This is a genomic window from Pseudorhodoferax soli, from assembly GCF_003337555.1.
GTDB classification, from domain to species: Bacteria; Pseudomonadota; Gammaproteobacteria; order Burkholderiales; family Burkholderiaceae_C; genus Pseudorhodoferax; species Pseudorhodoferax soli.
On record NZ_QPJK01000007.1, the window covers coordinates 59831 to 78705 of the forward strand.

Below are 18875 nucleotides of genomic sequence, written 5' to 3' on the forward strand. Positions count from 1 at the left end.
CTTACCTCCTTCACTGAATCCATGGCCCTCAAGACCGAGCAGAGCACCCGTCCGCGGCCTGCGTCCAAGAACTTCGCATCTGAAGCACACACGGTGGCTGCCGACAGTGGCGCACGCGAGCGCAATTGCTCGGTTGGCCGGACCATCGATGTCATCGGCGATGGATGGAGCTTCATGATCCTGCGTGAGTGCTACTTCGGCGTGCGCCGCTTCGAGCGCTTCAAGGACATGCTCGGGTTGCCGCGCACGACACTGTCCGACCGCCTTCGAAAGCTCACGGCACTGGGACTGCTGCGCCAGGTCGCCTACTCGGAGCGCCCGGAGCGTTACGAGTACCAACTCACGCGCATGGGCATGGACCTGTATCCCGTGATGCTTGCGCTCATGACCTTCGGCGACCGATGGCTCGCTGGACGCAAGCCCAAACCACTGCAGCTCATCCACAAACTTTGCGAACAACCTTGTACGGCGATCGTCGTCTGCTCTGCCTGCAGGAAAGAGATCGTTGCGCGAGAGGTAACCTACCGGGATGGTCCCGGCGCGGGCACCGGTCCCGTGCCACAGACTCGTACGAGTCGGCGCTCCACCGACCCGACCGCACTGGAGCGACGTCGCCCTAGCTCGGTTGCGCGCGCGCTGCAGGTCATCGGGGACAGGTGGAGCTTCGTGATCATCCGCGAAGCCTTCTTCCGCGTTCGTCGCTTCGACGACCTTCAGAGCAGACTCGGCATCGCTCCAAACATACTTGCAGACCGGCTGAACAGGCTGGTTGCGGAAGGCGTTTTCCAGCGCGTGAAGTACCAGGATGGCCCCGAGCGCTTTGAGTACCGTTTCACCGACAAGGGGCGCGACCTGTTCGGGCCGATGATGGCGATGCTGCACTGGGGCGATGCCTGGCTTTCCGAGGGAAAGCCGCCACTTGTCCTGACCCATACGGCGTGCGGGAGTGATTTCGACCCAACTGTGGCGTGTGACCAGTGCCTAGAGGCCGTCAATGCCGCCGAGATGCGATACCGGATGAACTACCGCGACCCGGCTTCCACCCCATAACGCACAAGCCGCCGATGGCGTTCTCGATGGCACGGCCTGCGCTCACTTCTTGACCAACGGACATGCGCTCTCCGACAGGGGCCGGAAAGCGATGTCCGCCGGAATAGTCGCCCGCAGCTTGTAGTAGTCCCACGCGTACTTGGACTCCGACGGCTTTTTCACCTCGTAGACGTACATGTCGTGGACCATGCGCCCGTCCTCGCGGATGCGTCCATTCGTCGCGAAGAAGTCGTTGATCGGCATCGACTTCATCTTTGCCATGACAGCACCAGCCTCATCGGTTCCAGCCGCCTGCACCGCATTGAGGTAGTGCATGGTCGAGGAGTAGTCGCCCGCATCCCCCATGTGCGGCATCCGCTTCATGCGCTCGAAGAAGCGCTTGGACCACGCGCGAGTCTTCTCGTCGCGGTCCCAGTAGAAGGCGTCAGTGAGCAGCATTCCCTGAGCCGTCTCCAGCCCCAAGGAGTGGACATCGGTCAGCCAAACCAGCAAGCCGGCGACGGTCTGCTTTCCGCCGATGCCGAACTCGTGCGCCGACTTGACCGCGTTCACGAACGATGAACCCGAGCCGGCGATCGCCACGACCTTCGCCTTCGAGTCCTGCGCGCGCAGCAGGAACGAAGAGTGATCGCTGGTCTCCACGGGATACTTCACGTTGCCGACGACACGACCGTTCCGCGCCTTCAGGATGGCCGTCGTATCCGACTCCAGTGCCTGGCCGAAGGCATAGTCGGCCGTCAGGAAAAACCAGGTGTCGTCCCCCTTTTCGAGGAGCGCGCGCGCCGTGCCATTCGCCAGAGCAAAGGTGTCGTACGCGTAGTGGACGCTGTTGGGCGTGCACGAATCGTTGGTCAAGCGCGAAGTGCCCGACCCGTTCACGATCGCGATCCGATTTCTCTCCTTTGCGACGTTGACCACGCCCAGCGCGATCGCAGAGTTGATCAGGTTAGTGATCATGTCCACCTTTTGTGTGTCGTACCACTCGCGAGTCTTTGCGAGGGCGACGTCGGGCTTGTTCAGGTGGTCGGCGGAGATGACCTCCACCGGAACGCCGAGCACCTTGCCGCCGAAGTCTTCCACGGCCATCTGCACTGCGGCAACCGATCCCTTGCCGGACTCATGGGAGAACTGGCCCGACATGTCGGTGAGCACGCCGATACGCACGACGTTGTCCGAGATCTTGGGCTGTGCCCAGATGGAAACGGAAAAGACGGTCAAGGCCAGCGCAAAGCTGGCGCGCAGCGGACAGGAAATCTTCATGGGGAAACCTCAACTTTCAGAGACGAGTGTGGAAAGCGCCGAGATGATCCATTAATGCAAGTGACTTGCATAGTCCATCAATGCAAGTGATCATTGGTGTTTTCCCGGGACGCCCCGCTTCCCATCGCGCTCTCGTCGTTTTGCGTGTGCCGTTCGCCGTCGCGCTCGATGCCTAAACACCTCGCGACGGTAGAGAACGTCGCGTCTTCGATCTATCGAGATCAGGTGGATCTCTATCGAGAATGCGGCAAGGATCTTGGGGGAAGAAGGCTCAGCACCTGTTCGCAGGGGCCAATTGAGGAGACGAACATGAATCACAGTCCATCGGTGAGGCGGACCGCAGCGGCCCACGGGTGCCAAGCATCGACGCCATTGGCTCGGCATGTCGGCTGGGGTGGCTTGCCGATGAGCTTGGAACGGCTTCCGGTCGAGCAGGAGGTTGCCGGCGGCGTTTTGCCGCATGCAGCGATCGGTCTGATCCGCAGCGGAACCGGCAAGCGCTGGCTCACGACAGCCGGGCGGACGCAGGAGTTTCGAAGTGCGCCGGGCCTTATGGCCATGGGGGCGGCTGGCTTCCGTGTGGACCATGCAAGGTGCGCCGGCAAGGTAGGAGAGGTGATCCTCATCCAGCTGCCATCTGTACTCGTCAACCCTTTGCTCCAGGACGATCTGCCGACGTTCGAGCTCTCCACTTGCTTGGAGCTCATCGACCCCAGCCTTTCGCACCTCATCGGCAGTCTGTGGGAACAAGCCGCAGACGGTCTGCCGCTCGGAGCGATGTATTCCGAAGGCCTGACCCTCGCCCTGCTCGGCTACCTGTCGCACAAGTACTCGGCGGGCAAGAGCGGCGCCAAGAACGTGGCGAGCAAGTTTGGAAGCCGGGATCGCGCGAGACTCGAGTCTGCGATCTCGGAGAACCTCGCGGGCGACCTTCGGATCTCTACGCTCGCCCAGACCGCATCGATGAGCGCCTACCACTTCACCCGCGTGTTCAAAGCGACTTACGGCCTCCCCGTTCACGCCTATGTGTTGGATCGAAGAATCGAGGCGGCCAGCAAGGCCCTGCGCAGGAACCCCGACCGGTCAGTCGTGGAAATCGCCGCCGACTGCGGCTTCTCGAGCCAGGCTCACTTCACGGATGTGTTCCGCAAGCGAACCGGGGCCACGCCCGCGCGGTGGCGCCGAGCAGCATGATGTGGAGCTCGTTCCACCTCATGGCTCCAATCCGATGTCCCAGGCGTTCGAGCGGTTCTCAATGTTCCAGCTTGTCCCCCGCACCTGTGGACATCTCTGGGGACAGGTGCTGACCCGGTTGAACATCGCGAGCATCCACGCGGCCCCGGACCGCATTGCCCGTTCTTTAGGCAGCGTCAGTCGACTTTGGCTCCCGAGGCCCGCACCACGGCACCCCACTTGTCGATGTCTGCGGCGAGGATGGCCGCAAACTCGGCTGCCGAGGTCGGGTACGGTTCGGCGCCCTGAGCCGCGAAGCGCTCGGCCATCTCGGGCTGCGCGAGCACCGCGTTCACATCGGCGTTGATGCGGTCCACCAGTACGCGCGGCATGTTCCGGTGTCCCATGAGGCCGAACCAGGGATTCACATCGAAGCCGGGAAGCCCGCTCTCGGCCACGGTCGGAATGCTGGCGAACGCCGGTGCGCGCCGCGCACTTGTGACCGCAATCGGCTGAAGTGCCGCGGTCTTGATCTGGCCGGCCACCGAAGGCAGGCTCGTGAACACCACGTCGATCTGGCCGCCCAGCAGGTCCTGCAGCGCCGGCGCGGCGCCTCGATAGGGCACGTGCACGAGCTCGACCTTGGCCGCGCGCGCGAACATCTCGCCGAGGAGGTGATTGACCGAGCCGTTGCCGGCCGATCCATACGTGACGCGCCGGCCGCGCGCGGCATCCGCCAGCGCCCCGGCCGTCTTGAACGACGTGCCAGCCTTGGCCACGATCACGAAGGGCACCGTGGCCAACGTGGCCACGGGCACGAAGTCGTGCCCGGGATCGAACGGCAGGTTCTTGTACAGCGCTCCGTTGATGGCCTGCGTGCCGACGTAGGTCATCAGCAGCGTGTAGCCGTCGGCCGGCGCGGCCAGCACTACCTCCATGCCGACGTTGCCGCCAGCACCCGCGCGGTTTTCCACCACTACCGGTTGGCCCCATTTTTCCGACAGCTTCTGGCCCATGATGCGCGCCAGAGCGTCCGACGCGCCGCCCGGCGTCTGTGGCACCACGATCTTCACGGGCTTCGTTGGGTAGGTCTGCGCGAGCGTGAACGCTGGCTGGCCGGCCAGGGCCAGCAGCGCGGCACAGGCCAGCGAATTCAGGAACATCTTCTTGTGCATGCGCACTCCACAATCTGACAAGCGCTGCAGTAAACCAGTGGTCCGGTCTGCCTTCAATCGGGAAATCCTGGCCCAGCCGGTTCAGCCGGCTGAACAAACTTCGGAAAGTTCGGCCAAGGGCGTTGCGCAGAGCGCCGTCGTTCCACCAGCTGAACAGGCAACAGCCACCAGCCGCTAGAGTTGCCCGCACCTCAACCTTGCTCACATCCTTCATGCAAATCCAGAAGACCGCGGGCGCCCTGGGCGCTGAACTTCATGGCCTGGACCTGGCCCATGGGCTGACGCCGCAGGTCGCGGCCGAAGTCCGGCAGGCGTTGCTGGCGCACCAGGTCATCTTCATCCCGCAACAGGACTTGACGCCAGCGCAGTTCCTGCATTTCGCGCAGGCCATGGGAGAGCCCGTGGAGTACCCCTTCGTCAAGGGCCTGGAGGGCTTCCCGACCATCATCGAGGTCAAGAAGCTCGAGCACGAGAAGCACAACTTTGGTGGCGTCTGGCATTCGGACACCACCTACCTCGCCGAGCCGCCCATGGGCTCCATGCTGCTGTCACGCCAGGTGCCGCCCTATGGCGGCGACACCTTGTTCGCGAGCCAGTACGCGGCCTATGAAGCGCTGTCGGACACCATGAAGAGCCTGCTCGCCCCCCTGGTCGGCATCAGCAGCTCCGCCAAGGCCGATGTCAGCAAAACGCGCGAAGACCGCATCAAGAGCGACGGCAAGCAGGAAGCGCCCAAGGAGTACCGGGCCGAGCACCCGGTCGTGCGCACGCACCCGGAAACCGGCCGCAAGGCCTTGTTCGTCAACGTGGCGCACACGGCCGGCATCGTCGGCATGACGGACGAGGAAAGCGCGCCCCTGCTGCGCTTCCTCTTCGAACACCAGATCAAGCCGGAATTCACGTGCCGTCTCCGCTGGGAGCCCCACACCATCGCTTTCTGGGACAACCGTTGCGTGCAGCACAACCCGGTGAACGACTACCACGGCCACCGCCGGGTGATGCACCGCATCACACTCCAGGGTGACCGGCCGGCCTGAAGGCTAGGCGAACGCCGGAAGACCGTGCGATGATTTTGAATCTTCCGGGAGTGTGCATGGCAGAAGGCAGGGGCGCGGTCGACCGCGTGATCGACATCTTTGAGGTCTTCCGGCACGGGCAGCGGCCACTGTCGCTGACAGAACTCGCGGCAGCTGCGCGCCTTCCCAAGAGCAGTTGCCACGTCATCGTCGGCACGCTGATCGCCCGTGGTTACCTCTACTCGCTGGAGCATCCGCGGGCGCTGTACCCAACCCAGCGTCTGCTGGACGTGGCGCACGACATCGTGGCCGGCGACCCGTTCCTCGAGCACGTGTTGCCTCGCCTCGAGGCGTTGCGCGACGCCTCGACAGAAACCGTGATCCTGGGCAAACGGCAAGGCGAACGCGTGGTGTATCTGCAGGTGCTGGACGGGCTGCACTCCATCCGCTACTCGGCCAAGCCGGGTGACCTCAAACCGCTGCATTCCAGTGCGATTGGCAAGGCTCTGTTGGGCGCGCAGAAGGAGGTATCGCTGCATGACTGGGCTGTTGGACAGAGCTTTCCGCGCATCACGTCTGGGACGATCTGCGACCCCGAACAGCTCGTGGCCGATATCCAACGGGGCCGCAGCGCCGGCTTCTTCCAAACGCGAGGGGAGAACGTCGAGGATGTCTGGGCCGTGGCGGCGTTCTTTCGCGCCGGCCGCGAGACCATGGCAATTGGCGTGGCTGGTCCACGCCATCGGATGCAGTCGAGCATCGAATCCTGCGCGCAGCAACTGTTGACGACCTGCAACCTGGTGTCGCGCCAGCTCGCGCAGACAAACTGATACCCGACTCCTGCCCTTCAAGACGGCCTCCGCTGCGCAAAGTGGGGCTCTTCGTCTCCCAACGGGAAGACATCGGAAATCCGTCCTTGCTATGAAGCGCACACCGCGACACCAGCTTGTATCGATCAGGCTCGGGTCGTTGGCAAGCCATTGTTCGACGGCTAGTTCTTGCGAGCACGTCGCTCCCACAACATGGTTGTCCACTCTCCTTTGCCCAACATTTTCACGTCCGTGCTGTCGATCGGCGGGTGCCGGCCGGGGCGCGGTTGGGACGTGTCGTGCTGGTCACGCTCGAGGTCTCCTGGCGCCAGTTCAGGGTGCGGCAGCCGGGGCACTGGCCAATCGAGCCTGGCGAGCTGCGGCAGGCTCTCGGCCAGACCTGTGGCCTATTGCGGCCCCAGGTCAGCCCTGCACTTGAACGAGAGGTGGAGCTGGATTGCGGCGTTACTGAGGACGGCTGGCCGTCGGTTCCAGCCAGTGGCCGATGCTTGCCGTTGCTGCTCCGCACACTGCCAACAATCCTCGGCGTTTGAGGGCGGGCCTGAAAATGCTCCGCGGCGTGCGATAGTTCAGCCGTTCAGCCGTTCAGCCGTTCAGCCGTTCAGCCGTTCAGCCGTTCAGCCGTTCAGCCGTTCAGCCGTTCAGCCGTGCAGCCGTGCAGCCGTGCAGCCTTGCCCATCGCCTGAGCCTACCTTGATCCGCTGTTCCAGCAGGGACCCTGCAGGACAGATGCGGCAACGCCGTACAGGCAGCCAGTTGCCGCCGCGTCAAGTTCGCGCCCACGCGGCCAACGACCCAACGCACCACCGCGCAAGCCAGCCTCATCGGACGTGACGCGCGCGGGCAGTCGGCAGAACAAGTTCCGCGCACGTGCCTTCGCCGAGACGAGAGCTCAGCTTGAAGGTGCCCCCCGCACAGGCCGCGATTGCGCTCACGATGGAGAGGCCGAGTCCAGCACCTCCCGGGCTCTTGCGCCAGAAGCGCTGGGGCGCGCTCGCGCAGTCCTCCACGCTCATGCCAGGCCCCTGGTCAATGACCGAGACGCGCACGACTCCGCCATCGCCGTGGACGATGTCGCAACGCACCACCGTCGTCTCGGGTGCCACCCGAAGCGCGTTGTCCAGCAGGTTGCGCACTGCGCTCACGACCAAGGCATGGGGTAGCCCGACGCAGATCTCGCCCGCGGCTTCCGACAGCGCAACGCGGGCCGTGCCGGGCAGGTCAGTACTGGCTTCAGTGACGGCCTGTCGAGCAGCGAGGTTCACCTGCGCCGCATGGCCCGCGCCATTCTGGGCATCCCCTTCGAGTCTCGCGAGCAGCAACAACTGGTCAAGCATCGCTTCCAGTCTGTGAACGCCCTGCTCCGCCTGGCCCACTGCGGCCCGTGCCACCAGCCGCTCGTCCTTGGCGTCGGCGAGGCGCATCACCTGCAGGTGGGTCTTGACCGCGGTGAGCGGGGTCCTCAGTTCATGGGCCGCGTCATCGGTGAACCGTCGCTCCCTGGCGATGGCCCCGCGCACGCGGGCCAATAGGCTGTCGATCGTCTCGACGAGCGGCTGCAACTCCGGAGGGCCGCTGAACGGCTCATTGAGAAGCGGAGCATCGTCGTCCGCATGCCGACTACCGAGCACACGCCGAACGCTTTCCAGTGGCGCCAGGCCGCGGCCGATGCCGAACCACAGCAAGCCGAGGCTGGCAACCAGTGCGACAGCAAACGGAATGGCCGCAGTCAGCGCGACGTCGCGAAGCAGTCCGTCGCGCACGTCCATCCTGTCGGCTGTTGCCACCCGAACATTGCCCTGCTCCAGAACGAAGGTGCGCCACTGCACGCCACTGTAGGTTCGCATGCTGTAGCCCGGTCGCGCTTCGTCGAACCCCGGACTGCCGGCAGTCTTGGCAACAGCGCGCATGGTCATCTCCCCGCGCAACACGCTCACCTCGCAGGCGATTCCGTCGCGAGCCGCCACCTGCAGCAGCGAATCGTTGTGCCCACTCCCACCGGTCGCCGCTGGCGCCGATCGCGCGATGAGCCCCGCGACCATCCGAGCCGACGCGGCAAGCTTCGCATCCAGCGCTGCCTGCAATTCGTTGCGCACGTCGATGAACATCCACAGCGCAACGCTGCTCCACAGGCCAATCAAGGACAGCCCGATGGTAAGAAGCAGGCGCGCGCGCAGGCTCAAACTCGAAGTGTTCCCAGAGCCGTGGCGTCCGGCAATCCGCGCCGACGGTACTGACCCGCAGCGTTCAGCCATGTCCCGCAGGCCCGAGACGGTAGCCGAGGCCGCGGACTGTGGTGACGATGCCAGACCCAAGCTTGCGCCGCAAATGGTGGATGTGCACGTTCAGCGCGTTGCTCTCCAGTTCCTCATTGAGGCCGTAGAGCCTGTAGTGCAGCTGCCCTGCGCTCAGGATCTGGTTCGGCTGCGACAACAGGGCCTGGAGCAGTGCAAGCTCGCGGCGAGACAGGGCGACAGCAAGGCCCCCGAGTTTCACCTCGCCTGTCGAAGCTTTGTACGAGAGGTCGCCATGGACGGCCAAGTCCGCGCTCTTCCCAGCGGATCTGCGAATGAGAGCATGCAGGCGCGCGACCAGTTCGCCCAGGTCGAACGGCTTGATCATGTAGTCGTCCGCTCCACCCATCAACCCCTCGATGCGGTGATGGACTGCGTCCCGCGCCGTCAGGACAAGAACAGGCGTATCGCGCCTCTGCGCGCGCCACCGCCCAAGCAGCGATAGCCCATCTTCGTCTGGAAGGGTCAGGTCAAGGATGCAGATCTCAAAGTGGCCTGCCCGCATCGCTGCGTCGGCTGCGGCGCCCGTACCGGCGCGCATGGAATCGAAGCCGTGCAGCCTCAGACCCGCAAGCAGCCCGCTGGCCACCAGGTCATCGTCCTCAACCAACAAAACGCGCACGGATCTCCTTCTCTTGGGGCGCCGCAATATGCCACAGCAGCCGCAGGGCCGTTAACGCCCAGTTAATCGGCGCGCTGCACAGTAGCCGCCGTCCTAGCCGCCCCGTTGTCTAAGTGCCGCCGATGCCCGATTTGTTCCGCCCTGCCAGAGTTCTGTGGTTGTTCTTCATGGTTCTGATGGTCGCAATGGCGACTGGCACAGCGCGCGGCGAAGTGAACTTCCTGCCGGCGGACAAGGCGTTCGCACTGCAGATTGACCAGAGCACAGGCACAACCGTCCGCTTGTCCTGGACCATCGCACCCGGCTACTACCTCTACCGCGACCGCATCGAAGCCATGACCGACTCGGGCGCGACAGTGGTCCTCCCCTTGCCCCCCGGGCAGCTGAAGGACGACCCGAACTTCGGTGAGGTTCAGGTCTTCCATCAGGCGGTGTCCACTGAAGCGAAGTCCTCGGGGGCCAGGGAGCTGACGATCACGTGGCAAGGTTGTGCGGAGGCAGGCCTATGTTATCCACCCCAGAGCAGGACGCTGCCCGTGCAAGGCGGTGCGGCTTCCGAGCTTGTCGCACCGCCGGGGGCGCCGCCGACCAACGTCGCAGATCCCGCGCAGGCGACGGACAGCGACTACGGGATCTCGCAGATCCTGGCGAGCCGCTCGCTCGTCTGGACCATTCCTCTTTTCCTCGTGCTCGGCATTGGGCTGGCGTTCACGCCCTGCGTCCTTCCCATGCTTCCTATCGTCTCCGGGATGGTTGTCGGCAGCCACGCTACGCAAAGGCGCGCTTTCGTCTTGTCGGGCAGCTACGGCCTGGCCATGGCCTTGACCTATGCGGCCATCGGCGTCGCGGCGGCCTTGGCCGGCGCCAACCTGCAGGCGGCCCTGCAGAACCAATGGACCATCGCTGCGTTCACGGCGACGTTCGTGCTGCTCGCGATGTCCATGTTCGGCTTCTTCACGCTGCAGCTGCCAGGCTCCGTCAGGGCTCGGCTCGACAACATCGGACGCGGCACACGCGGGGGCACAGTCGCCGGTGCAGCGGTGTTGGGGCTGGTTTCGGCACTGTTTGTCGGACCTTGCATGACCGCGCCGCTCGCGGGAACGCTCATGTACATCGCGCAGACCGGCAACGCAGCGCAAGGCGGAATGTTGCTGTTCGTGCTCGGACTGGGCATGGCCACCCCGCTGGTGCTGGTCTGCACTGTCGGCAGCCGCTTCCTGCCGAAGCCGGGCCCGTGGATGACGCGCGTCAACGGCGTGTTCGGCTTCGGATTGCTCGCGACCGCGATCTGGATGATTTCTCGCGTCGTGCCTGCTTCGGCCACGTTGGCGTTGGCAGGTGCCTGGATGATCACGGTCGCGTTCACGCTGTGGCCCTACAGCGCAGGCAAAAGGAGCCCAAATGTCTCCCGCTGGGGGGTGCTGCAGCGCAGCGGCGCAGCCCTCGCAGGCATCTGGGGGCTGTCAATGATGCTCGGCTCCGCTGCCGGTGCGTCGAACATGCTCAGGCCGCTGGCCTCGATCGCCGGAACACCATCCGCCGCGGACGAGATGCCTTTCGCGAAAGTGCGCAGCGCGGATGGACTGGATCGACAGCTTGCCGCCGCAGTTGCCGAAGGCAAGCCAACAATGGTGGTCTTCTCCGCGGACTGGTGCACTTCCTGCCGAACCATCGAACGCGAGGTGTTCGACCAGAGTGCCGTGCGCTCGGCACTTTCCGGCTGGAATCTCGTCACGGCAGATGTGACCGAAGGCGATCCCGATCAGCGCGCGCTGATGCGGAATATGCAAGTGCTCGGACCTCCAACGGTGCTCCTGCTCGATGCGCGTGGTCAGGAGCGCCGGACGCTGAGACTGGTTGGCGAATTTGGGACGGACACCTTCCTGCGACGGCTGAACGCCAGCGAGTCCGCTTCTTGACGCAGACATTCGCCTCGAAACGGCGAACTGGCTGTCCGCAAGTTGCTGCGCGCGTCCACCGTCTCGATGGGCGCGCGTCTCGGCACTACGCGGCGCCGCCAGCGCTGGCCGCCAAGCACACATCCACAAGGCCCATGCCCCTCCCCCAAACCTCGTCTTAGAAAGCCTCTCTCTTGACCTCCGAACTGCCTGGACTTCTTCACCACCTCGCTCGCTGCATGTCCTACGCCGGACTACTCGTCAGCACATCGCTGTTCGCGCAGGGATCGCCTCTTCCCGCCCCCGTCAGGGCCTTCGAGCAACAGGGCGTGACATTGTTCGGCAGCTTTGAGTCGGCGAGCGGGCTTCCTGCATGGGCGGCAAGCGTGAACGGACGGCCGCTCTCGATCTACGCGACGCCCGATGGCAAGCATGCTGTGGTCGGAACGATGTTCAATGCACAAGGCCAGGACGTTGACGAGAAAGCCCTGTTCAAGCTCGTCACCGACGCCAGCTTGAAGGCCCTGCAGAACACCAACTGGCTCATGGACGGCAACCCGAGCGCGCCGCGCGTGGCCTATGTGTTCACCGACCCCAATTGTCCCTACTGCAACAAGTTCTGGTCCGACGCACGCCCCTGGGTCAGCGCTGGAAAGGTCCAGCTGCGGCACATTCTGGTCGGCATCATCAAGCCGACGAGCGCTGGCAAGGCCGCGGCGTTGTTGTCGCAGAAGGATCCGGCCGCGGCGCTCGCAGCCTACGAGCGGACGCTTGCTGGAACGAAGGACAAAGGCGCCAAGGACGCCACCCTCAAGCCGCTGTTGCCGATTCCCGAGCGCATCGCGGAGCAACTCAAGGCAAACCAGCGCCTGATGGAGCAGCTCGGCCTTGATGCGACACCCGCGCTCGCCTGGGTTAACGCCGCTGGCAACCTGAAGACGCGCACCGGCGCTCCGGCGTCCTCACTCATTGAAATCCTCGGGGCGAAGTAGCGCGACCAGAACGCCTCTTCGGTCCCAGCGATGCAAATTGCTCAGACTGGTAGCGCCTTCCTCTCACGCCACTCAGCACGGACGAAAGGATCCGTCACCGCGTAGACACGGTGCCCCTTGCGCATGATGAGATTGTCGTCGCGAAGCTCTTCTGCGACCCGCTGAACCTGGTCTGCCGTGACCTCGCGACCGGCACTCCCGGAATAGGCACTCAAGGCATCCCCCGCGAATAGGCCAGTCACATCGCCGTCCGCGCTTGCAACGCGGTCGAACACGGCACCAGCCAGGATCCCAAGATCCTCGACCTTGCGCAGTTCCACGTCAGCGGCCGCAGTTCTGAAGGTCGATGCAATCACCGGCAGGAAACAGTCGGCGTCGGCAGGATCCTCATGCTGCAACTGCCGCAATGCGCGGATCAGCTCCTCCGGCCGACGTCCCAGCACTTCGAACGCTTGAATGGCGGCCCGCGGGTCGGGAAGGACCTCCGCGCCCTCTGCCTCCATGCTGCGCAGCGCGTACTCGACATAGTCTCCATCCAGTGTTGGATAGTCAACGGACGTCGCACCGGCAAAAAGCATGCCGCCCTTACAGGGGCACCTTAGCAGCTGATGCACAGCCGTCAAGCCGTTGCGAGCGAATCGCTGCGCCGGACAGTCCGCGGTGATAACTTGAACACGACCAGGCTGCGGTCAGCCTCCACGAGGTCGCGTGATGCGGCTTGCCAGCGTCCGCGCCAACGGCTCGATCTCAGCGGTTCTTGAATTCAGGCTTGCGCTTGTCGATAAACGCAGCCATGCCTTCCTTCTGGTCCTCTGTCGCGAAGGTCGAGTGGAAAAGGCGTCGCTCGAAATGGATGCCTTCGGCCAGGGTCGTCTCGTAGGCCCGGTTCACCGAGTCCTTGGCCATCATCACCACCGGCAGCGAAAGCTCGGCGATGCGGTTGGCGAGCGCCATCGCTTCGCTCATCAGGTCGGCGGCCGGCACCACCCGCGAAACGAGGCCGCTGCGCTCGGCCTCTTCCGCATGCATGGTGCGGCCGGAAAGAACCATCTCCATGGCCTTGGGCTTGCCGACGAGGCGCGTCAGGCGCTGCGTGCCACCGGCACCCGGAATGGTTCCAATGGTGATCTCCGGCTGGCCGAAACGGGCGGTATCCGCGGCCAAGATGATGTCGCACATCATCGCCAGCTCGCACCCGCCGCCGAGGGCGTAACCCGCAACAGCTGCGATGGTGGGCTTACGGAAGCGGGTGATGCGCTCCCAGGTGGCAGTGATGAAGTCCTGCTTGTAGACATCCATGTAGTTCCAGTCGCGCATCGCCTTGATGTCCGCGCCGGCGGCGAAGGCCTTCTCATTGCCCGTCAGCAGCAGCACCGCGACGCTCTCGTCTACTTCCAGTTCGTCCAGCGCTGACCCGAGCTCACGGGTCAAGTCTGGGGACAGGGCATTGAGTGCCTTGGGACGGTTCAGCATGATCAAGGCAACCTTGCCCTGCTTCTCGACGATGATGTTCTCGTAGTTCATTGTGGTCTCAGTTCAGGTTGATCCAGCGTCACGCGAGCCTTCATGCTGCGCAGCACAGGTCCGCGCGACCAGCCGGGAGCACCGCCGATGCAAAGACTTAGCGTTGCGGAACAGGAGGATCCCGGGGACACAATCGCCGCGGTGGACGGCTTGTGCGCGCGGATTCTGTCGTTGCATTGAAGAGGACTCAATAGACAGAACTGACTTTGACCTTGCAAAATTGCAACGCATGGATTGGGACCATCTCCGCTTCTTCCTCGAGCTCGCGCGTACCGGCAAACTAGTGACCGCTGCCAGGAGACTCGAAGTCGATCAGGCCACTGTTTCCAGACGCATCCAAGCGTTGGAAAAGCGCCTGGGCACCGCCTTGTTCCTCCGAACGTCGTCCGGCATGGAACTCAGCGAGGCGGGCCAACGGCTTCTTCCCGATGCGCAAGTCATCGAGGCAGCCGCAGGAAGAGTGCTAGGGCTCTCCGGCGGACCCGGCGACGGGCTTGCGGGCGCCGTTCGCGTCGGTACTACGGAGGGCTTCGGCGCGACGGTGCTTGCACCGCAACTCGGCGCATTCGCCGCCAGACACCCTCACCTGTCGATCGATCTTGTCGCCGTGTCTGCCGTGGTCAGCATCTCTCGTCGCGAAGCCGACATCGTGATCTCTCTGGAGCGCCCTCTCCGCGGCCCGTTCGTCGTGACCAAGCTATGCGAGTACGTTCTGCGCCTGTATGGCTCTCAAACATACCTGGGACGCCATCCCAAGCTGCGCCGCGTGGCTGACCTTGAGCACCATACGCTGATCGGCTACGTCGATGACCTGCTCTTCAGCAAGCAACTGCAATTCGTCAATGAGATCCAGCCGCGCGAGCGATTCGCACTGCGCAGTACCAGCGTGGTCGCTCAGCTCAACGCGGCGGCCGCAGGCGTGGGGCTGTGCGTGCTTCCCGCCTTCCTCGCCGACCGCTGTCCCGAACTCAAACCCGTTCTGTCCTCCCAACTTCGGTTTCATCGCACGTTCTGGATGTCGATGCCCGAGGAGGTGAAGCAGCTGTCGCGAATGCGTGCAACCTGGGACTTTCTGCGCGATGTGGTCGCGCGCCAGCAGGAACTTCTCGTGCCCCGCTGACCGTCCAGGTGACAGGCCTGGATCGGCACCGGGTTCTGGTTCAGCGCCGTGCTGCCCGTTCCTCGGCATAGGGTGCCGCCTGCGGCAGCCTGATGCTCGCGTGCTTGTGGTCTGCCCCAACGATGGGGGCAACAATTTGACGTCAGCGCAAGGACAAAGCTCAATTCAAATTGAACTCAACGCACGCCTTTGACAGACAAATAATCTTATTATCATGCGGCTTCCAACGCCAGTTGCGATAATAACGCAACCCTACCGCCCAGCGGCGCAAAGACTTCTCGCCTTCGATCGACTCCATGCCTATGGGTTACGACCCAATTCGCCCGATCCAACGGGAACTACCACTTCTTCGTCGGATCAACAATTCAGAAAGTGCGAAGTGGGGATTTCAATCCTGTGCATATTTCTATTGGAAATTTAAAATAAACCCCCTCGGCGACATCTCCCGAGAAGCAACTGGGCAAGGCTAGTCGCTCCCACCCCGCGAGCCACCTCAAAAACTCAGTCGAGCACGCCAGCGGGGTGAACATCACTGGTCGACCACCGAGACCAATTTGATCAGACGCCACCCTCCAGCACCATGCTCGGCCACAAGACCAACGGTGTCGTACGGTGCATGCTTGAGCCGAAGCAAAGCAACCGCCTCAATTCCACCTGCGACTGCCGTTCGGCGCACGATGTACCCGAGAAGCGGCGAAGGCGATGTCCCTTTCGCAACCAAAGGCGTAAGGCTCTCCCAAGGTCGCTCGCTTCGCAAAATCGGTACCCCCTTGCGATGAAGCAGCCGATCGATTTGAGAATGCTGTGATCTGCTAAACGGAGCTGGTGCGTGAGCAAGCTGCGCGACCAAAGCGTGGTCCTGAACCAACCATAGCTTCAAGCGTGCGCTCAACTCCCGCACACGGGCCACATCAGAGCGCTCCAAATTTCGCGGGCCATTGGCACCCTTGAATGCATCAGCAGCTACTTTGTCGACGTCTTCAGCGGTCAACCATCGTTCGATAACATGGTCGAAAAACTGTCGGAGATCATCGGGAATTTCCCACTGCCGCGATTTGATGGCCGATAGCGATGGCAAGTTCCGTTGCGAATCGCCACGCTCGGTCGACCAGTTCCCATCCGGAATGCTGATTCCCTTTAGAAACTCAGTTTCAGAGATCCCGCGAGCGCGGAACCAAAGCTGCTTCGCTCCCTTCGTTCTTGCGGACGAGAAGTCCGATATCTCCGGAAGCAGTTCGCTCTCAGAGCGGGCGACTCGCTCCCTGCCTCCTATCGCAGGAAATCTCCTCAAAGCGTCGTATGTCGCAAGAGCAGCGGACATGATTGACTCCGAATGAGATGGTGTGACTCGTCGTCCATGAGGATCTTCCGCGGCAAGTACGTCAGGTGATTGCTCCTGCGGGACCGAGGAAGAACAAATAGTGAAGCCAGCCAAGCGGCTTTCCAGGGAACCTCCCGCATGTGCGAATGAATCCTGCAAAGGGTGCAATGCCTGACCCAACAGTCCAAGCATCTGACCTTCCTTCCCTTTCGACTCCTGCAGTACCATTCTTAGCGCGGCGGTAGCCGCATCACCGCCACCTTCTACGGTCGATTCCCCATGAGAGGGGAAGTGCTTGTCTTTAATTCGTTGGACCGCCTCACGATCCGGAGCAAGGCAAGCGTAGTCAAGGACAAGGTCTAGATGGCCCATGGCGCCGGAATCAACTCGATAGTTTCCTACTGCTACAGCATTCGCCTCGAAATCTCGATAGCCCGCCTGCAATGCAAGCCATTTCGTGAGGCCGTAATGCACATCCGCTTCAAAAGCTATCGAGTTCTCACTTGCAAGAGAAATCAAAAAGGCGGCACTCCACACGCCATAGTGGCGTAGCCGAGGATAAAAACGTTTCATTGGCTAGGATGTCAGAGGAAGAGAAAGAATCCAAAGACCGAGCCAGGTGAAGATCATCATCAAGACGAGCATGGGAATCTGGCTGAATACAGCGGCTCTAGCGTCGCGAAACATCCGCAAGGCGAGAACATGTGCCACGAACACGCTTACGACGTGCCCTGCGATGATGGATGCTACTTGAGTATTCCAGACGTTTCCCATATCGAGGATGACAAGCCCGCCCCCCGCCCCTCGGGTTCCAAAAACATCCCAGCCAAAGCCCAGAGGATCCGATGCCAATCGGTATAACTGACCGATGTATGCCACCAAAAGGGTGTAGTAATGAGAGAAATGGTAGACGAATGCGATCGGCACCAAGGAAATGCCAAAAATCTTCGCCAACTCCAGAGTCCCCAACCTCGTTCTTCCGATTTTTCTGCAAAGCTTGCAGGCAACAAGGAATAGTCCAATGTACAGAAATGGCGACAAAAGCAATGCCAGCCATTGCCAAATCGCAAAAATGGAAATCGCATGAGACAAGTCGCGCCCTCCACCTGTTGCGATCAACGGCTTCAAATGAGGATAGATCTCTGCCCAATAGATCCGAGCCCAGAACAAGGTGTTATGAATTCCATCGAAGCTCGTGGACGACAGCATGAAGCAAATGACCAGCACAGCGGTAAAGCTAGAAAGGCGACTCCCATGCTCCAGCAATCCCTCAACTGGTGCGCGAAATCGCACGCTGACCAGCGGCCGCCCGCTTGGGTTTTTTGTGATCTTCCAAGCCAGAGGCGAAATCAGGGAAATCTGCCGAAACATGATCGAGAAGAACTCCGCACGCCGAATCCAGGCTCTTGCGCCGAATGCAATGGAGCCGGCAATGATGATCGAGGTATAAGAGATTAATGCGATCGATAGCCCGCCCGGCTTTAAGTCGGCAAAGAGTTCAATGTAGATGAAGGATAAGAACAGAAGAAAGGCGGGCCAACACCCCACCCAGCTGGGAATCTGGATCACCGGAGATTGGCACATGCGGTCCACCATTCGTCCAATCGTGCTCCAGGGATTGAGAATGATGAACACGTCGCCGAAGACTGCGGTCGCATAGGGGAGCAGCAACACAAATCCAACCCAGAACATTGTCATGTTTAGGTTGTCTGCGGCCCGCTGCACGCCAAACAATCCACACAGAATGCATATAAGAAGACAGCCGACTCCAAATAAAGATCCAATTCGAAGAACCTCGTTCGGAACGGCATGCTCCTCGCTGCGACGCAGGCGCCGTGGAGCACTTCGTGCGCGAAGGAATAGTCCCGACAAGAGAAAGGTCGCAAGCAACGCTCCAACCGCCGACCAAGCATAGGTCGCGAAGGGCACTGGCAGCGTATACGATTGGACGAAGAAGTGGGCAGATGCGGGAACGCAAAAAAATGCGGCCGCCGCTGCCGCATGCGAGGGATGAACCTTCATTCTGCCTAATCGTTCATGCTCTGAGGCGTCGATTTCTCTATTGCACAACCAATAATTTCCATTTTCGACCAACATCTAAACCAATATTCCACAACCCTCTTTTTGCAACAGCTGTTAGCCATAGATCTCAAGCACAGAAATCTCGAAGTGGGACATATCCTCTCCATGGAAATGCAAGGGAAACCGACCGGAATATATTGCCTTGAACCTGACTACTTCGGCTCTGGACGGATCTATGCGAACGAGCTCGCTGAGGCCATGGACCGCTAGAGCGCCCTTCCGGCCAGAGGACACGCGAAACTCAATCACCTGATTCTTGCCAACTTTTCTAGATCGCTGTTTCTGTTCATCCAGCACAGCGGAATCGGGGTTCGACATTGGAACGATGGCATCAATGATTTCGTCGGCCCGCGTTGTGGGCTCGACGATGGCTTCCGGAGGAACCGTTACGCAGTAGTCAGCAAACATGTCTACTTCAGCCCGCTCACTCCTTCCGAGCGAGAACCGACTTCTTGCAAATGCAACTACTCCACCGGCAGAGACGCAGCCAAGTGCAAGTAACAAGCGGCGCTTGGAAT

Annotated in this window: 16 protein-coding genes; 7 read left to right on the top strand and 9 right to left on the bottom strand. The window is 62.0% G+C overall.

Annotation, left to right across the window (positions count from 1 at the left end; all coding sequences use genetic code 11):
* Nucleotides 1–21 precede the first annotated feature (21 nt).
* A complete protein-coding gene (locus DES41_RS39240) occupies nt 22–1050 on the top strand; it encodes a winged helix-turn-helix transcriptional regulator (protein WP_114470079.1) in 1029 nt (342 codons plus the stop codon).
* A 42-nt stretch (nt 1051–1092) separates the two neighbouring features.
* Here the strand turns inward: DES41_RS39240 and DES41_RS23370 are convergent, their stop codons facing one another.
* Complete coding sequence (locus DES41_RS23370) at nt 1093–2310, bottom strand: ABC transporter substrate-binding protein (protein ID WP_114470080.1); 1218 nt, start codon at nt 2308–2310, stop codon at nt 1093–1095.
* A 309-nt stretch (nt 2311–2619) separates the two neighbouring features.
* Here DES41_RS23370 and DES41_RS23375 point away from each other — a divergent pair, with 309 nt between their 5' ends.
* On the top strand, nt 2620–3504 hold the full coding sequence (locus tag DES41_RS23375; RefSeq protein WP_170168269.1) for a helix-turn-helix domain-containing protein: 885 nt from the start codon (nt 2620–2622) through the stop codon (nt 3502–3504).
* Nucleotides 3505–3680: 176 nt separating this feature from the next.
* Here the strand turns inward: DES41_RS23375 and DES41_RS23380 are convergent, their stop codons facing one another.
* On the bottom strand, nt 3681–4658 hold the full coding sequence (locus DES41_RS23380; protein ID WP_245965844.1) for a Bug family tripartite tricarboxylate transporter substrate binding protein: 978 nt from the start codon (nt 4656–4658) through the stop codon (nt 3681–3683).
* Nucleotides 4659–4870: 212 nt separating this feature from the next.
* On the opposite strand from DES41_RS23380, the gene DES41_RS23385 reads away from it, so the two are divergent.
* On the top strand, nt 4871–5695 hold the full coding sequence (locus DES41_RS23385) for a TauD/TfdA dioxygenase family protein (RefSeq protein ID WP_114470082.1): 825 nt from the start codon (nt 4871–4873) through the stop codon (nt 5693–5695).
* Nucleotides 5696–5724: 29 nt separating this feature from the next.
* Nucleotides 5725–6504: an IclR family transcriptional regulator gene (locus DES41_RS23390; protein ID WP_245965845.1), complete on the top strand. Its 780-nt coding sequence runs from the start codon at nt 5725–5727 to the stop codon at nt 6502–6504.
* An 821-nt stretch (nt 6505–7325) separates the two neighbouring features.
* On the opposite strand, the gene DES41_RS23400 is transcribed toward DES41_RS23390, so the two are convergent.
* Nucleotides 7326–8687 (bottom strand): ATP-binding protein, encoded by a 1362-nt coding sequence (locus tag DES41_RS23400; protein ID WP_170168270.1) that lies wholly within the window; start codon nt 8685–8687, stop codon nt 7326–7328.
* 64 nt (nt 8688–8751) lie between these two features.
* Nucleotides 8752–9420, bottom strand: coding sequence for a response regulator (locus DES41_RS23405; RefSeq protein ID WP_114470086.1), 669 nt, complete (start codon nt 9418–9420; stop codon nt 8752–8754).
* A 122-nt stretch (nt 9421–9542) separates the two neighbouring features.
* On the opposite strand from DES41_RS23405, the gene dsbD reads away from it, so the two are divergent.
* Together dsbD and dsbG are read left to right on the top strand one after the other, a co-directional pair.
* Nucleotides 9543–11339: a protein-disulfide reductase DsbD gene (gene dsbD / locus DES41_RS23410; RefSeq protein WP_114470087.1), complete on the top strand. Its 1797-nt coding sequence runs from the start codon at nt 9543–9545 to the stop codon at nt 11337–11339.
* Nucleotides 11340–11557: 218 nt separating this feature from the next.
* The gene (gene dsbG / locus DES41_RS23415; protein ID WP_114470088.1) at nt 11558–12310 is read left to right on the top strand and encodes a thiol:disulfide interchange protein DsbG; all 753 of its coding nucleotides are present in this window, start codon (nt 11558–11560) and stop codon (nt 12308–12310) included.
* A gap of 41 nt (nt 12311–12351) precedes the next feature.
* On the opposite strand, the gene DES41_RS23420 is transcribed toward dsbG, so the two are convergent.
* The gene (locus DES41_RS23420) at nt 12352–12888 is read right to left on the bottom strand and encodes a hypothetical protein (protein ID WP_211333059.1); all 537 of its coding nucleotides are present in this window, start codon (nt 12886–12888) and stop codon (nt 12352–12354) included.
* Nucleotides 12889–13057: 169 nt separating this feature from the next.
* The gene (locus DES41_RS23425) at nt 13058–13834 is read right to left on the bottom strand and encodes an enoyl-CoA hydratase (RefSeq protein WP_114470089.1); all 777 of its coding nucleotides are present in this window, start codon (nt 13832–13834) and stop codon (nt 13058–13060) included.
* Between the two features lie 229 nt (nt 13835–14063).
* Between DES41_RS23425 and DES41_RS23430 the strand changes: the two genes are divergently transcribed.
* Entirely contained in the window at nt 14064–14954 is an 891-nt protein-coding gene (locus DES41_RS23430; RefSeq protein ID WP_114470090.1) for a LysR family transcriptional regulator, read from the top strand.
* A 529-nt stretch (nt 14955–15483) separates the two neighbouring features.
* On the opposite strand, the gene DES41_RS37955 is transcribed toward DES41_RS23430, so the two are convergent.
* The 3 genes from DES41_RS37955 to DES41_RS37960 all read right to left on the bottom strand — a co-directional run bounded on the left by DES41_RS37955 (nt 15484) and on the right by DES41_RS37960 (nt 18765).
* Nucleotides 15484–16848, bottom strand: a complete 1365-nt coding sequence (locus DES41_RS37955; protein WP_147282943.1) for a hypothetical protein — start codon at nt 16846–16848, stop codon at nt 15484–15486.
* Between the two features lie 3 nt (nt 16849–16851).
* Nucleotides 16852–18297, bottom strand: coding sequence for a hypothetical protein (locus tag DES41_RS23435; RefSeq protein ID WP_147282944.1), 1446 nt, complete (start codon nt 18295–18297; stop codon nt 16852–16854).
* Nucleotides 18298–18411: 114 nt separating this feature from the next.
* Nucleotides 18412–18765, bottom strand: coding sequence for a hypothetical protein (locus tag DES41_RS37960; protein WP_147282945.1), 354 nt, complete (start codon nt 18763–18765; stop codon nt 18412–18414).
* Between the last annotated feature and the right edge of the window lie 110 nt (nt 18766–18875).